Raw genomic sequence first — 17,551 nt, 5'->3', positions numbered from 1 at the left:
CTCTCGGCCGCTCGGGATGGTCACTACCAACTAGAACCGAGATGCACGATTTCACAAAATCTGCGGCTTTCGCGCTGTAATATTCGTTCATCGCTTAGCTGCGCTCGGTTGATTCATTCATATATTCGGGGATATGCCGGAATTGCCGCAGGAGTAAGGTTGATGCATGGCCCATGTTAACGATCCGGCAGTCATTGACCGACTCATGCGAACCAAAGGCACGTGGGCGGTGGTGGGCCTGACCACCAACGAATGGCGCTCGGCGTATGACGTTTCCCTGTACATCCGTGACCGGATGGGCATGGAAATCATCCCGGTCAACCTTCCCGGCGACGACGTCCACGGCGAGAAGGGGTACCGCTCCCTTGCGGACATCCCCGCGGAGAAGCACCCGATCGACGTCGTGGACTGCTTCGTGAACTCCCACAGAGTGGGGGCTGTCATCGACCAGGCAATAGCCGTGGGTGCCAAGTCGGTGTGGCTGCAGCTCGGCGTGTTCGACGACGCCGCCGTAGAGCGTGCCAAGGCAGCCGGACTGGACGTGGTGGTCAACGAGTGCCCTGCCCGCGAAGGGTGGCGTGTGGGCATCTAGCGCCCCTGCCTAATGCCCCGGGAGTCCGGATAGGCTCGTGCCATGGACGTTGCCACCCTCCGCGATATCTGCCTGAGCTTTCCCGGCACTTTCGAGGACTTCCCGTTTGGGCCTGAAACCTCCGTTTTTAAAGTGCGCGCGGCGGTGCCGGGCGGAGCGCGGCACGAAGCCAAGATGTTCGCTGCGTCCGCCATGGACCTGGCGGACTGGTCCGTGAGCCTCAAATGCGAACCGGCGCTGGCCGAACAGCTGCGCGCGATCCACCCTGAGATCACCGGTGCCTGGCACATGAACAAGACCCACTGGAACGGGGTCAGGCTGGACGGATCACTGCCGGACGACATGATCCGGGACATGGTGGAGGACTCCTACGACCTGGTGGTGGCCACGCTGAGCCGGAAACAGCGCGAACAGCTGGGATGGGCAGGGCTCGCCCGGGGTGAAGCCGAATGAGGCGTGACCGCGGGGCGGGCCGGACCGGCAGCCTCCGCCTGAGCCGCGGCTCCCGCAGGCTTGCCCGCGGCAGCCTGAATTACCCCGGCATCGGGTCCACCGAAGACGGCAGACCGCCGGACGGCATGCCCTGCGTGGTCACGCAGGCCTACCTCGGCGAGGGGCCGGCCCTCTACCGGAGGGTGGCCCAGGGAATCCTGGCCTGGCAGCTGCAGAAACGGTCCGGGCTGCGCGTCCGCACGGACTCCGACACCGTGAGGCCCGGCGCGCGCGTGGTGAGCGGATTCGGCGTCGGGCCTTTCCGGATCAACGCTCCCTGCGAGGTGGTGTGGGTGCGGCGCCCGGTCCCCGGAGGGGGCCCGCAAAGCGCCGGTTTCGGCTACGGAACCCTGCCCGGCCATCCGGTCCAAGGCGAGGAAGCCTTTGTGGTGGAGTTAGACGGCCAGGGCCGGGTGTTCCTGAAGATCACTGCTTTCAGCCGGCCGTCGAACTGGTTTTACGCCGCTGGCAGCGCCGTCACGGCCCGCGCACAAAGGCATGTCACTTCCCGATACATTGGGAGTGCACACGAACTGGCCGCAGGTGAAAGCTGAGCAGGAGCAGGTGGATGCTGGAACAGAAAACCCTTGACCAACTGTGGAATTTTGACGACCCCGCCGGATCGGAAGTCCGCTTCCGGAAGGCCGCTGCAGATGAACACTACGACGCCGACGAACAGGCGGAACTCGCCACCCAGGAGGGACGGGCCATCGGCCTGCAGGGCCGCTACGAGGAAGCCGATGCGCTCCTGGACGCGATCGACGCCGACGAGCCCACCGTGGCCGTGCGGGTGCTGCTGGAACGCGGCCGGGTGCTGAACTCCAGCGGCCATGCCGCCATGGCCGTGCCTCTGTTTGAACAGGCCGCAGAACTCGCGGACCACCTCAGCGAGGAATTCCTGGCCGTTGACGCGCTGCACATGCTGGCCATTGCGGACCCTGCGCATGCCGAGTCCTGGACCCGCAGTGCCCTCGAGTACGCCTCCACGGTTCACGATCCGCGGACCAAACGCTGGATGGTCTCGCTGCACAACAACCTCGGCTGGACGCTGCACCAGGCCGGGCGCTTTACCGAAGCCTTGGTGGAGTTCCAGCTGGCCGAGCAATGGGCTGAACGCGTCGGCACTCCCCAGCAGCAGAAATGGGCCCGTGAGGCGATCGAGGAATGCGAGCATTCCCTTGCCGACGGGCTGACAGCAGAAACACAACGAAAGGCATAACCCCCGTGATCTTTATTGTCGTCAAGTTCAAGGTCAAGCCCGACTGGTCGGAGAAGTGGCTGGGCCTGGTGGAGGACTTCACCCAGGCGACGCGGCAGGAGCCAGGCAACCTGTGGTTCGACTGGTCCCGCAGCGTGGAGGATCCCAACGAGTTCGTCCTCGTGGAGGCCTTCAAGGACGACGCCGCGGGCGACCACGTCAACAGCGCACACTTCCAGAAGGCCATGGCGGACATGCCGCAGGCCCTCGCCGAAACGCCCCGGATCATCAGCCGCCAGCTCGACGGCGACGGATGGGACCAGATGGGCGAACTCACCGTCTGATTTCATCGATTGCTCCGTGGCGGCCCTTTTGAGGCCTCAAAACGGCCGCTACGGAGCAATGGATAGGCTTATGGCATGTGGATCGGATGGATCGAGTTCGACATACTCCTGGGCGACGTTCACAGCCTCAAGGAGAAGCGTTCCGTGGTGCGTCCCCTGCTGGCGGAGCTGAAGCGGCGCTTCGAGGTCTCCGTTGCCGAGGTGGGTGACCACGAACAGTACCGGCGGACGCAGCTGGGCGCAGGCCTGGTGGCTGCCGACCGCGCGCACCTCGTGGAGGTGCTTACCGCCGTCGAACGCTTCGTGGCCTTCCGCCCCGAACTCGAGCTCCTCAGCGCCCGCCAGCGGGAGCTCCGCAGCGACGACTGACTCATCGATTGCTCCGCACGGGCCCTTTTGACACCCCAAAACGGCCGGTACGGAGCAGCCGATGGGTCTTGTGGATAACTTCTGCGGACTCGGGTGGCGTTCTGCTCTGATGAACCCATGAAGACTCCGCGCCCACTTCCCGTTGATTTCCAGGATCGACCTTTCACCGTGGTGGACGCGGCGCGCGCCGGAGTATCACCCAAACGGCTACGGCACAGCTCCCTGAAGCGCCTTGGGAAGGGAATACGCGCGGAAAGCGCGACGGCGGAGCTCCCCTTGAGTATCAGGGTGCGGCCCTTCATTGAGGTCAACGAGCGATGCGCCGCATCGCACCTCACTGCGGCGGAACTGCTCGTGCTGCCGCGACGTCTGCAGAAGGGATCGCAGGATATGTTTCATGTCATCAGGCCTGAGGGCGAGGCCCATCTGAACCGGCCCCATGTCATTGTGCACCGGATGAAGCTGTACAGCGACGAGGTCACCACCGTCAAGGGCGTGCCCGTGACCACTCCGGAGCGGACCTGGCTGGACATGGCGGAGACGCTGTCAGTGGACGAGCTTATAGCCATGGGCGACAGCTGTGTTCGAGTGCCGCGGGCGGGCCTTGAGGACAGGGCCTTGCCGCTCTGCTGTCTGGCTGACCTTCAGCGGATGATTGACAGGCACAAGGGAAAGCGCGGATTGCGCAAGGCGAAGGAAGCCATCAAGCTCATCAGGGTGGGCTCCGACTCACCGCAGGAGACGCTCCTTCGGTTGGCAGTGGTCAGAGCCGGGTTGCCGGAACCGGAGTTGAACGTGCCCATCATCGGCCATGATGGTCTCCGCCATCACGAGCCTGACTTGTCATACCGCGAGTACCGGGTCGGGATCGAGTACGAAGGCGAGCATCACGGTGACGAGGTGCAAATCGTCCGGGACATTGCCCGTTCTGAATGCTACGAGATGCTGGGATGGACTGAGGTTCGAATTTCCAAACGGCACATGCTGAACGACGCCAAGCCGGCGGTGGCCAAGGTTCGTACCGCGCTGGTCCAAGCAGGTTGGCGGCCCGGGCGTTAAGCAACGATTGCTCCGTAACTGCCGTTCTGAGGGTTCAAAAGGGCGGTTACGGAGCAATCGATGAGGGTGCCTAGTCGAAGTACTTCGGCAGCGTGGCCTCGTGCGCTTCGCGGAGGGCGGCGAGGGACAGGGTGTCCACGCCGTTGATCTCCAACTGACCGCTGGCCGCGTCCACCACACCGATGCGGGTGTGGGCGAAGCCGCGGGCGGTGCACATGTCCGTGAAGCGGACTTCCTCGGAACGCGGCACACCAACAACCGCGCGGCCCTGCGTCTCGGAGAACAATGCCGTGAACAGGTCCACGCCGTCGCGGTCCATGACGTCCTGCAGGGCAATCCGCGCACCGACGCCGTAGCGCAGCGAGGACTCCACCAGGGCTGCCGCGAGGCCGCCCTCGGAGAGGTCGTGGGCGGAGTCCACCATGCCGTCGCGGGAGGCGTTGATCAGGATTTCACCCAGCGCGCGTTCGGCGGCGAGGTCAACCTTGGGCGGCAGGCCGCCGAGGTGGCCGCGCATGTTCGCCCATTCGGATCCGTCCAGTTCTGCCGCGGTGGTGCCCAGCAGGTAGATGGCCTGGCCGTCTTCGCGCCAGCCCGACGGCGTGCGGCGGGCAACGTCGTCGAGCTTGCCCAGCACTGCCACCACGGGGGAGGGGTGGATGGGGGTGGTGCCGGTCTGGTTGTACAGCGAGACGTTGCCGCCGGTGACCGGGATGCCCAGCACCATGCAGGCGTCGGACAGGCCGCGGATGGCCTCGGCGAGCTGCCACATGACATCCGGGTCCTCGGGGGAACCGAAGTTCAGGCAGTCGCTGACGGCCATCGGCACGGCGCCGGAAGTGGCGACGTTGCGGTAGGCCTCAGCCAGGGCGAGCTGTGCGCCGTGGTACGGGTCGAGGTAGGTGTAACGGCCGTTGGCGTCGGTGGCCAGGGCCACGCCCAGGCCGGTTTCCTCGTCCACCCGGACCACACCGGCGTCGTCCGGGAACGCCAGCGCTGTGTTGCCGCCGACGTAGCGGTCGTACTGGTTGGTGATCCAGTCCTTGCTGCACATGTTCGGCGAGGCAATGAGCTCGGTCACGGCAGCGGCGAGTTCCGCAGGGGCGGCGGGCCGGCCGGCGTCCTGGACTGATCCGGTGAAGGAGTCGGCCTGGACGGAGTCCTGCCATTCAGGGCGGGCGTACGGACGGTCGTAGACCGGACCGTCGTGGGCAACGGTGCGCGGGTCGACGTCGACGATGACTTCGCCTTCCCAGGTGATGATCAGGCGGCCGGTGTCGGTCACCTCGCCCAGCCAGGAGTACTCCACGGCCCACTTGTCCATGACCGCTTCGAAGGCGGCGATGTTCTCGGGGGTCACCACAGCCATCATGCGTTCCTGCGACTCGGACATGAGGATCTCGCCCGGGGTCAGGGTGGGGTCGCGCAGCAGGACCGAGGTCAGCTCGACCTGCATGCCGCCGTCGCCGTTGGAGGCGAGCTCGGACGTGGCGCAGGAGATGCCTGCGGCGCCCAGATCCTGGATGCCCTCAACGAGTGAACCCTTGAACAGCTCCAGGCAGCACTCGATCAGGACCTTCTCGGCGAAGGGGTCGCCCACCTGGACCGCGGGGCGCTTGGACGGCTTGGTGTCGTCGAAGGACTCCGAGGCCAGTACCGAGGCGCCGCCGATGCCGTCGCCGCCGGTGCGGGCACCGAACAGCACCACTTTGTTGCCCTTGCCGGAGGCGTTGGCGAGGCGGATGTCCTCGTGGCGCATGACGCCGACAGCCAGCGCGTTCACCAGCGGGTTGCCCTGGTAGACGGAGTCGAAGACCATTTCGCCGCCGATGTTCGGCAGGCCCAGGGAGTTTCCGTAGCCGCCGATGCCGGCAACGGCACCGTGCATGACGCGGGCGGTGTCCGGGTGGTCGATGGCGCCGAAGCGCAGCGGATCCATCACGGCCACCGGGCGGGCACCCATGGAGATGATGTCGCGGACGATGCCGCCGATGCCGGTGGCGGCGCCCTGGTAGGGCTCCACGAACGACGGCGAGTTGTGGGACTCGATCTTGAACGTCACGGCCCAGCCGTCGCCCAGGTTGGTGACGCCGGCGTTTTCGCCGATGCCCACCAGCATGTCCTTCTTCATCTCATCGGTCACCTTTTCGCCGAACTGGCGCAGGTGGTTCTTCGAGGACTTGTAGGAGCAGTGCTCGCTCCACATCACGGAGTACATGGCGAGCTCGGCGCCGGTGGGGCGGCGGCCCAGGACCTTGACGACCTCGTCGAACTCGTTCTGCTTCAGGCCCAGCTCGGCCCAGGGGAGTTCGGTGTCAGGGGTCTTGGCAGCGTTTTCGACCGTGTCGATGTTGAACTTCCTGCCGACGGTTTCAGCTGAAGTACTCACTTTGCGCCTCCCACAATCTTGTTCAATACGGAGGTGAAGAAACCGAGGCCGTCGGTATCCGAGCCGCCGATGCCGTCGAGGGATGCCGGGCCGAAGCCGGCCTCCACTGCGTGCTCGGGGTGCGGCATAAGGCCCACCACGTTGCCTGCGGCGTTGGAGATGCCGGCGATGTCGCGGCGCGAGCCGTTCGGGTTGAAGCCCACGTAGCGGAACACCACGCGGCCTTCGGCCTCCAGAGCATCCAGGACCTTCTCGTCCGCGATGTACTGGCCGTCCTGGTTCTTCAAGGGAACGGTGATTTCCTGGCCGGCCTCGTAGTCGAGCGTCCACGCAGTGTTGCTGTTTTCAACGCGCAGGACCTGGTCACGGCACATGAACTTCAGGTGGTCGTTCTTGATCATGGAACCGGGCAGCAGGTGAGATTCGGTCAGGATCTGGAAGCCGTTGCAGATGCCCAGCACGGGCAGCTTGGCGTCGGAGTTGGCCGCGTCGATGATCTTGGACATCAGCGGCGCAAAGCGGGCAATGGCGCCGGCGCGGAGGTAGTCACCGTAGGAGAATCCACCGGGAATCACGACGGCGTCGACGTCACCCAGCGCGCTGTCCGCGTGCCAGAGCGGCACTGCGGTGCCGCCGGCCAGCCGGACTGCACGGGCGGCGTCGCGGTCGTCCAGGGTGCCGGGGAAGGTGACGACGCCGATCTTCGCACCCGCGAGCTGGGGGTGCGCGGCGACGGCGATTGCCTCGCCGATCAGGGGGAGTTCAGTCATCTCAGGCCTCGACGACCTCGACGTTGACGACATCCTCGATGACGGGGTTCGACAGCAGGGTTTCTGCGGCGTTCCGGGCCTGGGCCAGGATTTCCTCGGTCACCTCGCCGTCGACAGTGAGTTCAAAGCGCTTGCCCTGGCGGACAGAGCTAAAGGCAGTGAAGCCCAGCCGCGGGAGTGCACCCACGATGGCCTTCCCCTGCGGGTCCAGAATCTCGGGCTTGGGCATGACGTCGACGACGATCCGGGGCATCCGGTAACTCCTGTGCGTGAGCGTTGGGTAAGGGCGCAGCGGAGTGATGCCGTCTCACGCTGGTCTGCTGCTGTATTCACAGCCACTGCGGACTCCAAACATAAGACAGCGGGAACGAGCGCTCCGCGAGCTTGCCTGCCCATTCTACCGGGCGCAATGCGTCAAGCCGCATTCGTGCGTGGACTGTGAAATGGGGCACTCGCCGGAGTGCGCAGAACGACGCCGGCTCTGGTGGTGCGCTGGTGCGCTCAGTAGGATTGCGGCATGGCTCAGAAACCCAGATCCGTCCTTCTTCCGGTCATGGCCGCGGCAGTGTTCGCAGGCCTGGGCCGAATGGTCATCCAGAAGATCAAAGCCGATCGCGCGGCCCGGGAAACAAACGTAGCCGGCCCCATCGACGCGAAGACACGCGAGTGGATCAGCGAGGTTGTCCGGACTCCGCGCCAGTAAGGCCGGTTTCCCGATCCCGGGACCTGAACCCCTGACCTGAACATCTGACTTGAATATCTGACTTGAACTGAGGGCGGTTTCCACTGCGGAAGCCGCCCTCCGTCGTGCCCGGCCCAAGCCCGAGATGACAAAAGCAAAACGATACTTGTGTCCTATGTCATATCCGGCTCTCACTCTGTACTGTTTGACTCGGCTGGTCTCGCCGGTTGACAGGAACTGTCGATCCGGCTGCCATTTCCCAGCTGACCGAGACCGGCCGCACCGCCGGACCCGTACCTCATGAAAGGTTTCAGTCGCTCGTGAAATCAAAAGGAATAAGCCTTGTCCGGGGTGGGGGACTCCGGAAGGCTGCAGCGTTGGCTGTGGGCCTACCGCTGTTGCTCTCCTCCGTCGCAGTGGGTCCCGCTACCGCGGCGCCCACCGAACCCAACGGGGTTGAACAGGCAAAAAACGTCAACCCGACAGATTACAAGGACGGCCGCTACATCGTTGTCCTGGCTGAGAAAGCCGCGGCAGCCTACGAAGGCGGAACGGACGGCATAGCGGCAACCAAACCGCAGCAGGGCCGCAAGCTGGATGCCGGGAGCCAGAACTACAAGGCGTACGACGCACACCTCCGCAAGGCCCAGCGTGACGTCGCGTCCAAGCAGGGCGTCACCCCGTCCAAGCAGTTCACGGGCGCGCTCAACGGCTTCGTAGCTGAGCTCACCGCGCTACAGGCAACCGAACTTGCCAAGGACGCCGCCGTGCTCCTGGTGGCACCGGATGTGGAGAACACCCCGGACTACACCACCACTGACTTCCTGAAACTCACGGGCAGCGAGGGCGCCTGGGCGAAGCAGTTCGGCGGCGAAGCCGGTGCCGGGAAGGGGGTGGTGGTCGGCGTGATCGACTCCGGTTACGCCCCGGACAATCCCTTCCTGCAGGGGGACGCGGTGCAGCCGCTCAAGGGCAAGGCTGAGGTGGGCGTCCCCTATCTCACCGCGGGCGGTAGGATCGCCATGCTCAAGTCGGACGGCACCACCTTTGAAGGCGAATGCCAGAGGGGCATCGAATCAGGGGCTTCGTTTGACGGGACGCTCTGCAACTCCAAGGTGGTCGGCGCCCGCTACTTCGCCGACTCCTTCCGTCAGTACGTGACGCCCGAACACCGCGCCCCGGAGGAATTGATCTCCCCGGTGGACGTGGGCAGCCACGGTACGCACACGGCCACCACCGCCGCCGGCAACGCCAACGTGGAGCAGGTCATCGACGGCGCCAGCTTCGGCAAGAGCTCCGGCGTTGCCCCGGCCGCGAAAGTCTCCGTCTACAAGGTCTGCTGGGAAGACGACAATCCCGCAACGGGCGGCTGCTACTCCTCCGCCTCGGTCGAAGCTGTTGACGCGGCCATCAAGGACGGGGTGGACGTCCTCAACTACTCCATTTCCGGCAACACCAACAGCACCTCGGATCCCGTTGCGCTGGCCTTCCTGAACGCGGCCGCGGCCGGCGTGTTCGTTTCGGCCTCGGCCGGCAACTCCGGACCCACCGTTTCCACCGTGAACCACGCCTCGCCGTGGCTGACCACCGTTGCAGCCTCAACGTTCCCCAGCGACCTGCTGGGCACGGTCAAGGTATCCGATGGCAGCATGTACCGCGGTGCGTCCATCATGAAGACTGAAGTCAAGGACGCCGGCGTGATTGTTGCAGCCGACGCTGCGGCCCCGGATGCGCCAACGGCCGCGAACCTGTGCGGCCCGGGAACGCTGGACGCCGCCAAGGTCAGCGGCAAGGTCGTAGTCTGTGACCGCGGCGTCGTGGACCGCACGGCCAAGAGCCTCGAGATCCAGGCAAAGGGCGGCGTGGGCATGATCCTGGTCAACCTGTCCTCCAGCTCCGAAGATGCAGACAACCACGTGCTGCCCACCGTCCACGTCAATGCCCCCAAGAGCCTGGAACTCAAATCCAAGCTTGCTGCCAATCCGGCGCTCACGGTGAGCCTCCTCAAGGGTGACCTCACCGGCCAGCCACTCTCCCCGGCACCCCAGGTGGCAGGGTTCTCCTCCCGCGGCCCCAGCCTGGCCTCCGGCGGCGACCTCCTGAAGCCGGACATTTCGGCTCCCGGCGTGAACGTCCTCGCGGGCGTTTCCACCATCGGCAACAACGGCGCACAGTTCGGCTTTATGTCCGGCACCTCCATGGCTGCCCCGCACATCGCCGGCTTTGGAGCCCTGGTCCTCAGCAAGCAGCCCAAATGGTCGCCTGCCATGGTCAAGTCCGCGATGATGACCACCGCCTACCCGCTGGTCAACGCCGACGGCACCCCCAACCGGAACCCGTTCGAAGGCGGCGCCGGGCACATTGACGCCACCCGGGTCCTGGACCCGGGACTCGTGTACAACTCGGACATCAAGCAGTGGCTGGCCTTCCTGAACGGCCAGGGCGCGGCGACCGGTGCACCCCAGGCCGGCACCATTGCCGCGCGCGACCTCAACCTGCCGTCCATTGCACTGGGCAGCCTCGTGGGCGAGATCCAGGTCAAGCGCCAGATCACGGCGCTGGTGCCGGGAACATACCGGCCCGTGGTGGACATGCCCGGCGTCAGCGTCCACGTGGAGCCGCAGATGCTGAAGTTCGCCAAGGCAGGGCAGACCCGCGAGGTCACCCTCACCATCAAGAACGTCAGTGCGCCGGTGGGCAAGTTCACCACGGGCACCCTGACGTGGACGGGCCCGCGCACGGTCAGCTCGCCCATTGCGGTCCGTCCGGTGGACGCCCAGATTGCACCGTCGTTCGCCTTCAGCTCGGCCACCGGCGCCGGCAGCGGAACCCTGGACCTGGTCTCCGGCTCGGACGCACCCATCGCGGTGGGAGTCGAAGGGCTTGCGCCCCTGTCCGAGACGGCCGCCACCAAGACACCCGGCGCCTATGCGGCAAAGAATGACGAGCACAACGCACTCGTCAAAGTGGACGTGCCCGCCGGCGCCACGTTCGCCCGGCTGGGCATCCAGGCCGGAACGGACGACGTCGACTGGGACATGGTGGTCTACGCACCCAACGGAAGCGGAGGCCTCGTGGCAACCCAGGTAGCAACGGCGTCCGCCAGTGAGTTCCTGGACCTTGAATCGCCGCGTGCAGGCACCTACTACATCGTGGCGAACCTCTACTCCACCCCGGATAACGGACCTGCCTCGGCGGTCGTCCAGGCGGTTTCGTTCCCCGGAAAGCCGGAGGCGAAGCTCGCCGTCAACCCGAACCCGATCGTTGCCCCCAACGGCACGGCCACCACGGCGACAGCCAGCTGGACCGGCCTGGAACCGGGATCCTACCTGGGGCGCCTGAGCTTGGGCGGAAACGGGATCAAGACGTGGATCAACGTCAAGGTGGGCACCGCAGCGGCGTCCAACCCTGCCGGAGTTCCGGCGATCACGACTGCTGACGCGGTTCCGGGAACCTAACCCCGAGCACCAACTGTAAACAGCAGTAAGGAACGTCCCGGCAGCCGCAAGGCTCCCGGGACGTTCCTGCGTGATGGGCCTGTTCGCTCAGATCCGGCAGATTAGACCGGACTGCTCAGGTTTGGCCGGTGGATCCGGGTGTGCCGCCGAAGAGCGGCGCGAGGGAGCGCCACCGCGCAATTTCGCACCCGTCGGTCAGGCTGAAATGACAGTTGACGGGGCGGCCATGGAACATCCCCGTGACCACGGCCACCTGCGGGCCGCCGTACTGCTGCGTGCAGAGCATGTCGGCCCGCCGCGGCGTGAAGAAGGCTTCCTCACCAAAACGTTCGACGGCGGCAAGCGCCGCCGCAGGGTCCGGCAGCGTTGAGCCGTCAACCGCAGCGGCCTGCGGCGAGGTACCCCTGCGCACGACCAAGCGGAACTCGTACTGCGGCGCGCCCGGAGCCTCGGTCAGCCGGACGGTCAGGTCCACGTCCAGGTCCACGTCGGCCGTCATTCGCCGTCCCCAAGCTCGTCGATCAGCGGCGCCAGGGCTTCCAGTAGCCGTCCCCGCAGTTCCTGGGCCTCGGCGGAGAATCCACGCTGATATTCAACGTACTCCGCCTTGCCGGCGGCGGTTTCTATCGGTATGGGCGGGTAGCCCCACTCTTCGAGGTCGTAGGGGGACGCCTGCATATCCATGGCGCGGACGCGCCAGGACAGTTCGAAGCAGTCCATCACGAGTTCACTGGGAAGGGCGGGCGCCAGCTTGTAGGCCCACTTGTACAGGTCCATGTTGGCGTGCAGGCAGCCGGGCTGCTCCATGGACCGCTGGTTGTCCCGGCTCGGAGTGAGTTCGTTCAGGGGTGTGGCATCCGGAGTGTAGAAGCGGAAGGCATCAAAGTGGGAGCACCGGATCCTGTTGTCCTCCACCACCCGGTCGGTGCCAGCCGCCCCCAGGCGCAGCTGCAGGTATTCGTGGCGCAATTCAAACTTGTCCTGGCGGTACACCATCGCCCACTCGTGCAGGCCGAAGCAGCCAAACTGGGCGGGCCGCAACGCCGTGCCGCGCAGGATGATCCCGGCGAACTGCAACGCCTCCTTGCGTTCGGCCAGGAACGAGGTGAGGTCGACAGTCGCGGCCGTGGTGCTGGGCGGCAGGCCTGCGGCGGCAAGGTCGCCGTCGTCGAGCATTTTGTAATACTTCCAGCCGGAGCGGGCGGCGGCTTCCGGCCCGGTCAGGACGACGCCGGCGCCCGGGTGCCAGCGCAGGAGCTGGCCCGGTTTCTGGGTGTAGTACGTGAAAAGGAAATCCTCCACGGGGTGTTTTTTGCCGGCCGAGCGGCGGGCAAGGTAGGGGTCGGCATAGCGCCGGACCCGGGCCTGATGGGATGCTTCGAGGCGCTGCCAGGCGTCCGCCGGCAGCGCCTTCTGCTGGCCGTGCTTCAGAATCTGCATCAGCCTAGGAAACCCCGCCTGCGGAGCCCAGGATGTCCTTGGCCGCATTCCACAGGCCGATTTCGCAGCCGTCCCTGCGGGCGAAGGATGAATCCACCGGGGACCCGTCCACGATCCCGGTGACAGTGGCCTCCTGCGGGCCGCCATATTGCTGGGTGCAGGCCTGGTCCGTGCTGCGGGGAGCCGGGCTGAGCGCCGCCGGGTTGTCCTTCAATGCGGTGCAGGCCGCAGCAGCCGAGGGGTGGCTGCTTTCGGCCGTCGGAACGCCGTCTCTACACACCAGCGTGTAGTTCAGCGCGGCTTCCGATTCCGACGGCTTGACCATAATGGCGAGCTCGGCGTCCCCCATGCCAGGCCCGGATGTGGCGGGCGCCGACGACGGCGGAGGAGAGGGGGCCGGGACCGTAGTTTCTGTGTCCGGCGAGGGCGTAGCCGAGGGGCTGGCGGTGCTGGAGGTGGCAGAGGGAGAAGGGGTTGGGCCGCCACCGCCCGGCGAGCAGGCAGCGAGACCGGCGACGGATACCAGGACGAGCGCGTGAATCCATGCCTTACGCATTACCGGTCCTCCTCATTTTTGGTCCATTCTATCGCCGTAGGCCCACGATGAACCCTGCCGTTCGGCCCGGCCCCGGTCTTGGGCCCGCCAGTCCGGGCACCCCGGCGCGGCCGGCGATTAAATCTGTCCCGAACATCTCGATTCCGCGGCCCTACTCCGGTATGTTTCTCACATCACTGGATGTATGGCCTCACGCCCACGTTTCGCCGACGTGGACGGATACATCCGGGAGGTGGGACCGGCTATGCCCCCGGTCCGGCAACCTAGGAGGCCGTTCGTCATGACTCACCCGCCTGTGGGCTTCCGCCTTCAAAGCAGAAATCCAGCCACACGCCTCGGCGCCGCCGTCGCTTTGGGAATTGCACTCATGATCGGCCAGGGGCTGGCGGCGCCCGCCCGGGCAGCCGCGGACCCCGTTGTGGAAGACACGCCGTCGCTCGACGCCGGCCGCTACATCGTGATGTTGAAGGACAAACCCCTGGCCGCCTACACGGGCGGCATCGAAGGCATCCCCGGGACGGCCGCGTCCAACGGCAGAAAGCTCGACGCCGGCAGCGCTGAGTCCCAGCGCTACTCGGCACACCTGGAGTTAGAGCAAAGCAGGCTGGCCGCGGAGGAGGGTGTGGCCATCGACGACAACTACACACTGGCGGTGAACGGCTTCAGTGCGGAGTTGTCCGCGGAGCAGGCCAGCGCGTTAAGCAAGGACGGAAGCGTCCTTGCTGTCGTTAAGGACAGCTTGAACAAAATTGACTACTCCAGCACCGATTTCCTGGGTCTGCCAGGTCCTGATGGGGTCTGGGCACAACAGTTTGCCGGCGTCGCCAACGCAGGCAAGGGAACTGTCGTGGGAGTCCTGGACACGGGCTACACACCGGGCAATCCGTTCTTTGCCGGCGAACAGGTGAAGCCGCTGGCCGGAGCGCCCCAAGTGGGCGAGCCGTACCTGTCGCCCGCAAACCAGATCACCATGCTGAAAGCGGACGGCAGCACTTTCACGGGCGTCTGCGAGGCGGGCGTCGAATTCGCCGGAACAGAGTGCAACAGCAAGGTTATCGGCGCCCGGTACTACGACGAAGCCTTCAAGGCAGGCGTACCGCCGGGGCTGCGCTCGCCGAGGGAGACGTTCTCACCACGGGACATCAACAACCACGGCTCGCACACTGCCAGCACCGCCGCGGGAAACACCGATGTCAGCCAGGCCGTGGGCGGCCGGGACTTCGGCAAGGGTTCTGGCGTTGCCCCGGGTGCGAAGCTCGCCGTCTACAAGATCTGCTGGGAGGGCGTCAGCCCCGCAACCACCGGCTGCTTCGCCTCCAGTGCAGTGGAGGCCATTGAGGATGCGATCAGGGACGGGGTCGACGTCCTGAGCTACTCCATCTCCGGCACCAACAACTCCGCCGCCGACCCGGTGTCCATCGCCTTCCTGAATGCTGCGGCGGCCGGGATCTTCGTGGCCGCTTCAGCCGGCAACTCCGGCCCGGCGGCCGGCACCGTCAACCACGCCGCTCCGTGGATTACCAGCGTGGCCGCCTCCACCCACAGCAGCAGCCTCCGCGGCACAGTGGAGCTGTCCAGCGGAGAGAAGTTCGCGGGCGCCAGCATCATGGCCACTGAAGTTGCGGATGCGCCCATCGCGCTCGCTGCCACTGTAAAGGCCGCAGGCGCACTGGATGCCAATGCCGCACTGTGCGCGCCCGGCACGCTTGACCCGGCCAAGACAACCGGCAAGATCGTAGTCTGCGACCGGGGTGTGGTGGACCGGACGGCCAAGAGCATGACCGTGGCCCAGGCCGGCGGCGTCGGCATGGTCCTGGTCAACCTGACAACCAACTCGCTGGACGTGGACCTGCACAGCGTTCCCACGGTCCACCTCGACGATCCCGCCATCAAGGAGGCCGTAGGGGCGGACACGGCGTTGACGGCGAGCCTGGTGTCCACCGATACCACCGGCCAGGACCCGCCACCGGTCCCGCAGATCGCCGGGTTCTCCTCCCGCGGGCCCACCCTTGCGGCCAGTGGTGACCTCCTGAAACCTGACATTGCGGCTCCCGGCGTGGGCGTCCTTGCCGCTGTCTCGCCGGCAGGTTCCAACGGCCAGAACTTCGGGTTCCTGTCCGGGACGTCCATGGCAGCGCCGCATATTGCCGGACTCGGGGCACTGTTGCTGGGCAAGAACCCCCTGTGGTCCCCGGCCACGGTCAAATCAGCCATGATGACCACGGCCTACGATCTGGTGGATGCCGAGGGATCTCCCGTCCACGACGCCTTTGCCCAGGGCGCCGGACAGATCGATCCGGCACGGATGGCAACGCCGGGGCTGGTGTACGACGCCGGCCCCAGCGACTGGCTCGGCTTCCTGCAGGGCCAGGGCTATCAGCTGGGCGTTGCCCCGGTGGCCGCCAAGGACGTCAACCTGCCCTCCATCGCGATCGGCGGGCTCACCGGCACGCAAACCGTGACGCGGACAGTGACCGCGTTGACGGCCGGAACCTACAGCGCGGAAGTCGATGTTCCCGGAATCACGGCGGAGGTGACCCCGGACGTGCTGACCCTGGCCGAAGGCGAGAAAGCCACATTCACGGTGCAGTTCACGAACTCCGGCGCCGCCTTGGACGCCTTTGTTGGCGGATCGCTGACCTGGAGCTCGGACGAAGCCACTGTCCGGGCGCCAGTGGCAATCCGTTCAGTGACCGCTGTTGCGCCGGCGGTGGTTAATGCCGCTTCCGCGGGCGGCACGGGCAGCATCGTCATTCCGGTAACGTCCGGCAGCCCCGAGCCGATCGACGTCACCGTGAAGGGGCTCGCCAAGGCAAACTCGACGGCGATCAGCCTGGTTCCCGGGCCATACACCGGGGTCAAGGACGCCGCGAACGACGTTCAGATCGTCACCGTTGCGGCAGGCTCTTCGCTGGCCAAGTTTGCGGTGAACTCCGCCAACCCGGCAGCGGACTTCGATCTGTACGTGGTCTCTCCGGCGGGGCTCTTGTATCCAGGGGCTACGCCTGCTGCCAGCGAGGCAGTGTCCATCACGGATCCCGTGGCAGGTGACTGGAAGGTGACCACCAACCTTTTCGCCAGCCCCGGCGGCGCGGCGACTGCAGCTTCGGTTGACGTGATGATCCTTGGCGGGGACGCCGGAAACCTGACGGTGAGCCCTAATCCACTCAACATTGAAAACGGCACCACCGGTGAGCTTACGGCCAGCTGGGCCGGACTGGCGGCGGGCAACTGGGTGGGCCTGATCGAGTACGGAACGGGGCCGACAACGCAGCTGAATGTCGGCGTAACAGCGCAGTGATTGCCGGCCGCGGCTGCCTTCCTGGCGGGGCGGGTCCGGGCTAAGCTCCGGCGGTATCTTCGCCTGTGTTGTCCCATCCGGCGGCGTCCCGTTCGGCTGCGGCCCTGGTGGCGGCGATCAGGTCCGTCATCGCCTGGTGCAGTGCGCCTACCTGGTCGCGGGTCAGGCCCAGGCGTTCCATCATGGTGCCGGGAACCGCCGTCGCCCGCTGCCGGAGAGCAGCGCCACTCGGTGTCAGCCCAACGGCCAGAGCGCGCTCGTTGCCGGCAGCGCGGCCGCGGGTGATGTATCCGGCCGCCTCGAGGCGGCGCAACAGCGGCGAGATCGTGGCCGGTTCCTGGGCCAGCGCATCGCTGATGTCCCGGACGGTGCGGGGGCTGGACTCCCACAGGCACAGCATCACAAGGTACTGCGGATGGGTCAGTCCCAGTGTGTCCAGAACCGGCTTGTACGCGCCCACGACGCTTCGGGACGCTACCGTCAGGGCGAAGCAGAGCTGGTGTTCCAGCAGTAGGTCTTCGTCAGACGCTTCGATGGCCGCGGCCGAGCGCTGATTCATCGGCATACTCTCAATCGTTAGTGGGCTAATCATTAGCGTACACTGGATTGGACTCGACCGTTCTGAAGGGAACCCGCAATGGCTAACAAGGAAAACGCCTCCCAAAGGTTCATGCGCGCCACCGGCAAGCTCCGTGCCATCTTCGGGCCGGCGAACCGCAGTGCCTTGGGCCATGAGATGACCGACGAGAACAAGGCGCTGCTTTTGCGCCGGGAAGCGGAGTCCCAGCAGTGGGAAACCATCCGCAGGCCGGACGGCAGCACGTATGTAGTGCCCAGGAATCCGGAGGATAAGTCCCTCCGCTAGCCTGCGAACCGGGGTGCCGCACACTGGCATGCGGGC

Annotated in this window: 18 protein-coding genes; 11 read left to right on the top strand and 7 right to left on the bottom strand. The window is 65.9% G+C overall.

Annotated features, from left to right (window positions below; all coding sequences use genetic code 11):
* The first annotated feature begins 166 nt into the window (after nt 1-166).
* From ASF98_RS10200 to ASF98_RS10170, 7 genes are all read left to right on the top strand, one after another.
* A complete protein-coding gene (locus ASF98_RS10200; RefSeq protein ID WP_055801072.1) occupies nt 167-592 on the top strand; it encodes a CoA-binding protein in 426 nt (141 codons plus the stop codon).
* 42 nt (nt 593-634) lie between these two features.
* Nucleotides 635-1,045, top strand: a complete 411-nt coding sequence (locus tag ASF98_RS10195) for an MmcQ/YjbR family DNA-binding protein (protein ID WP_055801069.1) — start codon at nt 635-637, stop codon at nt 1,043-1,045.
* Nucleotides 1,042-1,638, top strand: a complete 597-nt coding sequence (locus ASF98_RS10190; protein ID WP_082506790.1) for a DUF1990 family protein — start codon at nt 1,042-1,044, stop codon at nt 1,636-1,638. Before ASF98_RS10195 ends, ASF98_RS10190 begins: the two co-directional genes overlap by 4 nt.
* 14 nt (nt 1,639-1,652) lie before the next feature.
* Complete coding sequence (locus ASF98_RS10185) at nt 1,653-2,303, top strand: hypothetical protein (RefSeq protein ID WP_055801066.1); 651 nt, start codon at nt 1,653-1,655, stop codon at nt 2,301-2,303.
* A gap of 5 nt (nt 2,304-2,308) precedes the next feature.
* Nucleotides 2,309-2,626, top strand: a complete 318-nt coding sequence (locus ASF98_RS10180; RefSeq protein ID WP_055801063.1) for a putative quinol monooxygenase — start codon at nt 2,309-2,311, stop codon at nt 2,624-2,626.
* Nucleotides 2,627-2,701: 75 nt separating this feature from the next.
* A complete protein-coding gene (locus ASF98_RS10175; protein WP_028272239.1) occupies nt 2,702-2,995 on the top strand; it encodes a DUF503 domain-containing protein in 294 nt (97 codons plus the stop codon).
* Nucleotides 2,996-3,112: 117 nt separating this feature from the next.
* Entirely contained in the window at nt 3,113-4,054 is a 942-nt protein-coding gene (locus ASF98_RS10170) for a hypothetical protein (protein WP_235505776.1), read from the top strand.
* Nucleotides 4,055-4,124: 70 nt separating this feature from the next.
* On the opposite strand, the gene purL is transcribed toward ASF98_RS10170, so the two are convergent.
* From purL to purS, 3 genes are read right to left on the bottom strand one after another with little or no spacing between them, the layout of a single operon-like run.
* The gene (purL, locus tag ASF98_RS10165; RefSeq protein WP_055801061.1) at nt 4,125-6,443 is read right to left on the bottom strand and encodes a phosphoribosylformylglycinamidine synthase subunit PurL; all 2,319 of its coding nucleotides are present in this window, start codon (nt 6,441-6,443) and stop codon (nt 4,125-4,127) included.
* Nucleotides 6,440-7,213, bottom strand: a complete 774-nt coding sequence (purQ, locus tag ASF98_RS10160; RefSeq protein WP_055801058.1) for a phosphoribosylformylglycinamidine synthase subunit PurQ — start codon at nt 7,211-7,213, stop codon at nt 6,440-6,442. The genes purL and purQ overlap by 4 nt, the downstream gene beginning before the upstream one ends.
* A 1-nt stretch (nt 7,214) precedes the next feature.
* Nucleotides 7,215-7,466: a phosphoribosylformylglycinamidine synthase subunit PurS gene (gene purS, locus ASF98_RS10155; protein WP_011690410.1), complete on the bottom strand. Its 252-nt coding sequence runs from the start codon at nt 7,464-7,466 to the stop codon at nt 7,215-7,217.
* Nucleotides 7,467-7,730: 264 nt separating this feature from the next.
* Here purS and ASF98_RS10150 point away from each other — a divergent pair, with 264 nt between their 5' ends.
* On the top strand, nt 7,731-7,916 hold the full coding sequence (locus ASF98_RS10150; protein ID WP_055801054.1) for a hypothetical protein: 186 nt from the start codon (nt 7,731-7,733) through the stop codon (nt 7,914-7,916).
* 299 nt (nt 7,917-8,215) lie between these two features.
* Entirely contained in the window at nt 8,216-11,353 is a 3,138-nt protein-coding gene (locus ASF98_RS10145) for a S8 family serine peptidase (RefSeq protein WP_055801051.1), read from the top strand.
* A 115-nt stretch (nt 11,354-11,468) separates the two neighbouring features.
* Here the strand turns inward: ASF98_RS10145 and ASF98_RS10140 are convergent, their stop codons facing one another.
* Genes ASF98_RS10140 through ASF98_RS10130 form a run of 3 tightly spaced genes read right to left on the bottom strand, consistent with a single transcriptional unit; the run spans nt 11,469 to nt 13,349 of the window.
* Entirely contained in the window at nt 11,469-11,852 is a 384-nt protein-coding gene (locus ASF98_RS10140; RefSeq protein WP_055801047.1) for a hypothetical protein, read from the bottom strand.
* The gene (locus ASF98_RS10135) at nt 11,849-12,793 is read right to left on the bottom strand and encodes a hypothetical protein (RefSeq protein ID WP_055801044.1); all 945 of its coding nucleotides are present in this window, start codon (nt 12,791-12,793) and stop codon (nt 11,849-11,851) included. The genes ASF98_RS10140 and ASF98_RS10135 overlap by 4 nt, the downstream gene beginning before the upstream one ends.
* A 4-nt stretch (nt 12,794-12,797) precedes the next feature.
* Complete coding sequence (locus tag ASF98_RS10130; protein ID WP_055801041.1) at nt 12,798-13,349, bottom strand: SSI family serine proteinase inhibitor; 552 nt, start codon at nt 13,347-13,349, stop codon at nt 12,798-12,800.
* Nucleotides 13,350-13,629: 280 nt separating this feature from the next.
* Between ASF98_RS10130 and ASF98_RS10125 the strand changes: the two genes are divergently transcribed.
* Nucleotides 13,630-16,650, top strand: a complete 3,021-nt coding sequence (locus ASF98_RS10125; protein ID WP_055801039.1) for a S8 family serine peptidase — start codon at nt 13,630-13,632, stop codon at nt 16,648-16,650.
* 40 nt (nt 16,651-16,690) lie between these two features.
* Here the strand turns inward: ASF98_RS10125 and ASF98_RS10120 are convergent, their stop codons facing one another.
* On the bottom strand, nt 16,691-17,209 hold the full coding sequence (locus ASF98_RS10120) for a MarR family winged helix-turn-helix transcriptional regulator (protein ID WP_055801036.1): 519 nt from the start codon (nt 17,207-17,209) through the stop codon (nt 16,691-16,693).
* A gap of 78 nt (nt 17,210-17,287) precedes the next feature.
* On the opposite strand from ASF98_RS10120, the gene ASF98_RS10115 reads away from it, so the two are divergent.
* Nucleotides 17,288-17,515 carry a hypothetical protein gene (locus ASF98_RS10115; RefSeq protein WP_028272231.1) on the top strand — a complete coding sequence of 76 codons (228 nt, stop codon included), beginning with the start codon at nt 17,288-17,290 and terminating at the stop codon, nt 17,513-17,515.
* Nucleotides 17,516-17,551 lie beyond the last annotated feature (36 nt).

The organism is Arthrobacter sp. Leaf337, from assembly GCF_001423745.1.
In the GTDB taxonomy this organism is placed as follows: domain Bacteria; phylum Actinomycetota; class Actinomycetes; order Actinomycetales; family Micrococcaceae; genus Arthrobacter.
The sequence above is the reverse complement of the archived record's forward strand: the minus strand, read 5'-3'. Positions and strand labels throughout refer to the sequence as shown.

Coding starts and splice junctions, on each gene's coding strand:
- ASF98_RS10170 (WP_235505776.1), top strand. CDS start 3,113: ATGAAGACTCCGCGCCCACTTCCCGTTGATTTCCAGGATCGACCTTTC.
- ASF98_RS10200 (WP_055801072.1), top strand. CDS start 167: ATGGCCCATGTTAACGATCCGGCAGTCATTGACCGACTCATGCGAACC.
- ASF98_RS10115 (WP_028272231.1), top strand. CDS start 17,288: ATGGCTAACAAGGAAAACGCCTCCCAAAGGTTCATGCGCGCCACCGGC.
- ASF98_RS10195 (WP_055801069.1), top strand. CDS start 635: ATGGACGTTGCCACCCTCCGCGATATCTGCCTGAGCTTTCCCGGCACT.
- ASF98_RS10130 (WP_055801041.1), bottom strand. CDS start 13,349: ATGCGTAAGGCATGGATTCACGCGCTCGTCCTGGTATCCGTCGCCGGT.
- purQ (WP_055801058.1), bottom strand. CDS start 7,213: ATGACTGAACTCCCCCTGATCGGCGAGGCAATCGCCGTCGCCGCGCAC.
- ASF98_RS10175 (WP_028272239.1), top strand. CDS start 2,702: ATGTGGATCGGATGGATCGAGTTCGACATACTCCTGGGCGACGTTCAC.
- ASF98_RS10125 (WP_055801039.1), top strand. CDS start 13,630: ATGACTCACCCGCCTGTGGGCTTCCGCCTTCAAAGCAGAAATCCAGCC.
- ASF98_RS10135 (WP_055801044.1), bottom strand. CDS start 12,793: ATGCAGATTCTGAAGCACGGCCAGCAGAAGGCGCTGCCGGCGGACGCC.
- ASF98_RS10150 (WP_055801054.1), top strand. CDS start 7,731: ATGGCTCAGAAACCCAGATCCGTCCTTCTTCCGGTCATGGCCGCGGCA.
- ASF98_RS10185 (WP_055801066.1), top strand. CDS start 1,653: ATGCTGGAACAGAAAACCCTTGACCAACTGTGGAATTTTGACGACCCC.
- ASF98_RS10120 (WP_055801036.1), bottom strand. CDS start 17,209: ATGAATCAGCGCTCGGCCGCGGCCATCGAAGCGTCTGACGAAGACCTA.
- ASF98_RS10190 (WP_082506790.1), top strand. CDS start 1,042: ATGAGGCGTGACCGCGGGGCGGGCCGGACCGGCAGCCTCCGCCTGAGC.
- ASF98_RS10140 (WP_055801047.1), bottom strand. CDS start 11,852: ATGACGGCCGACGTGGACCTGGACGTGGACCTGACCGTCCGGCTGACC.
- purS (WP_011690410.1), bottom strand. CDS start 7,466: ATGCCCCGGATCGTCGTCGACGTCATGCCCAAGCCCGAGATTCTGGAC.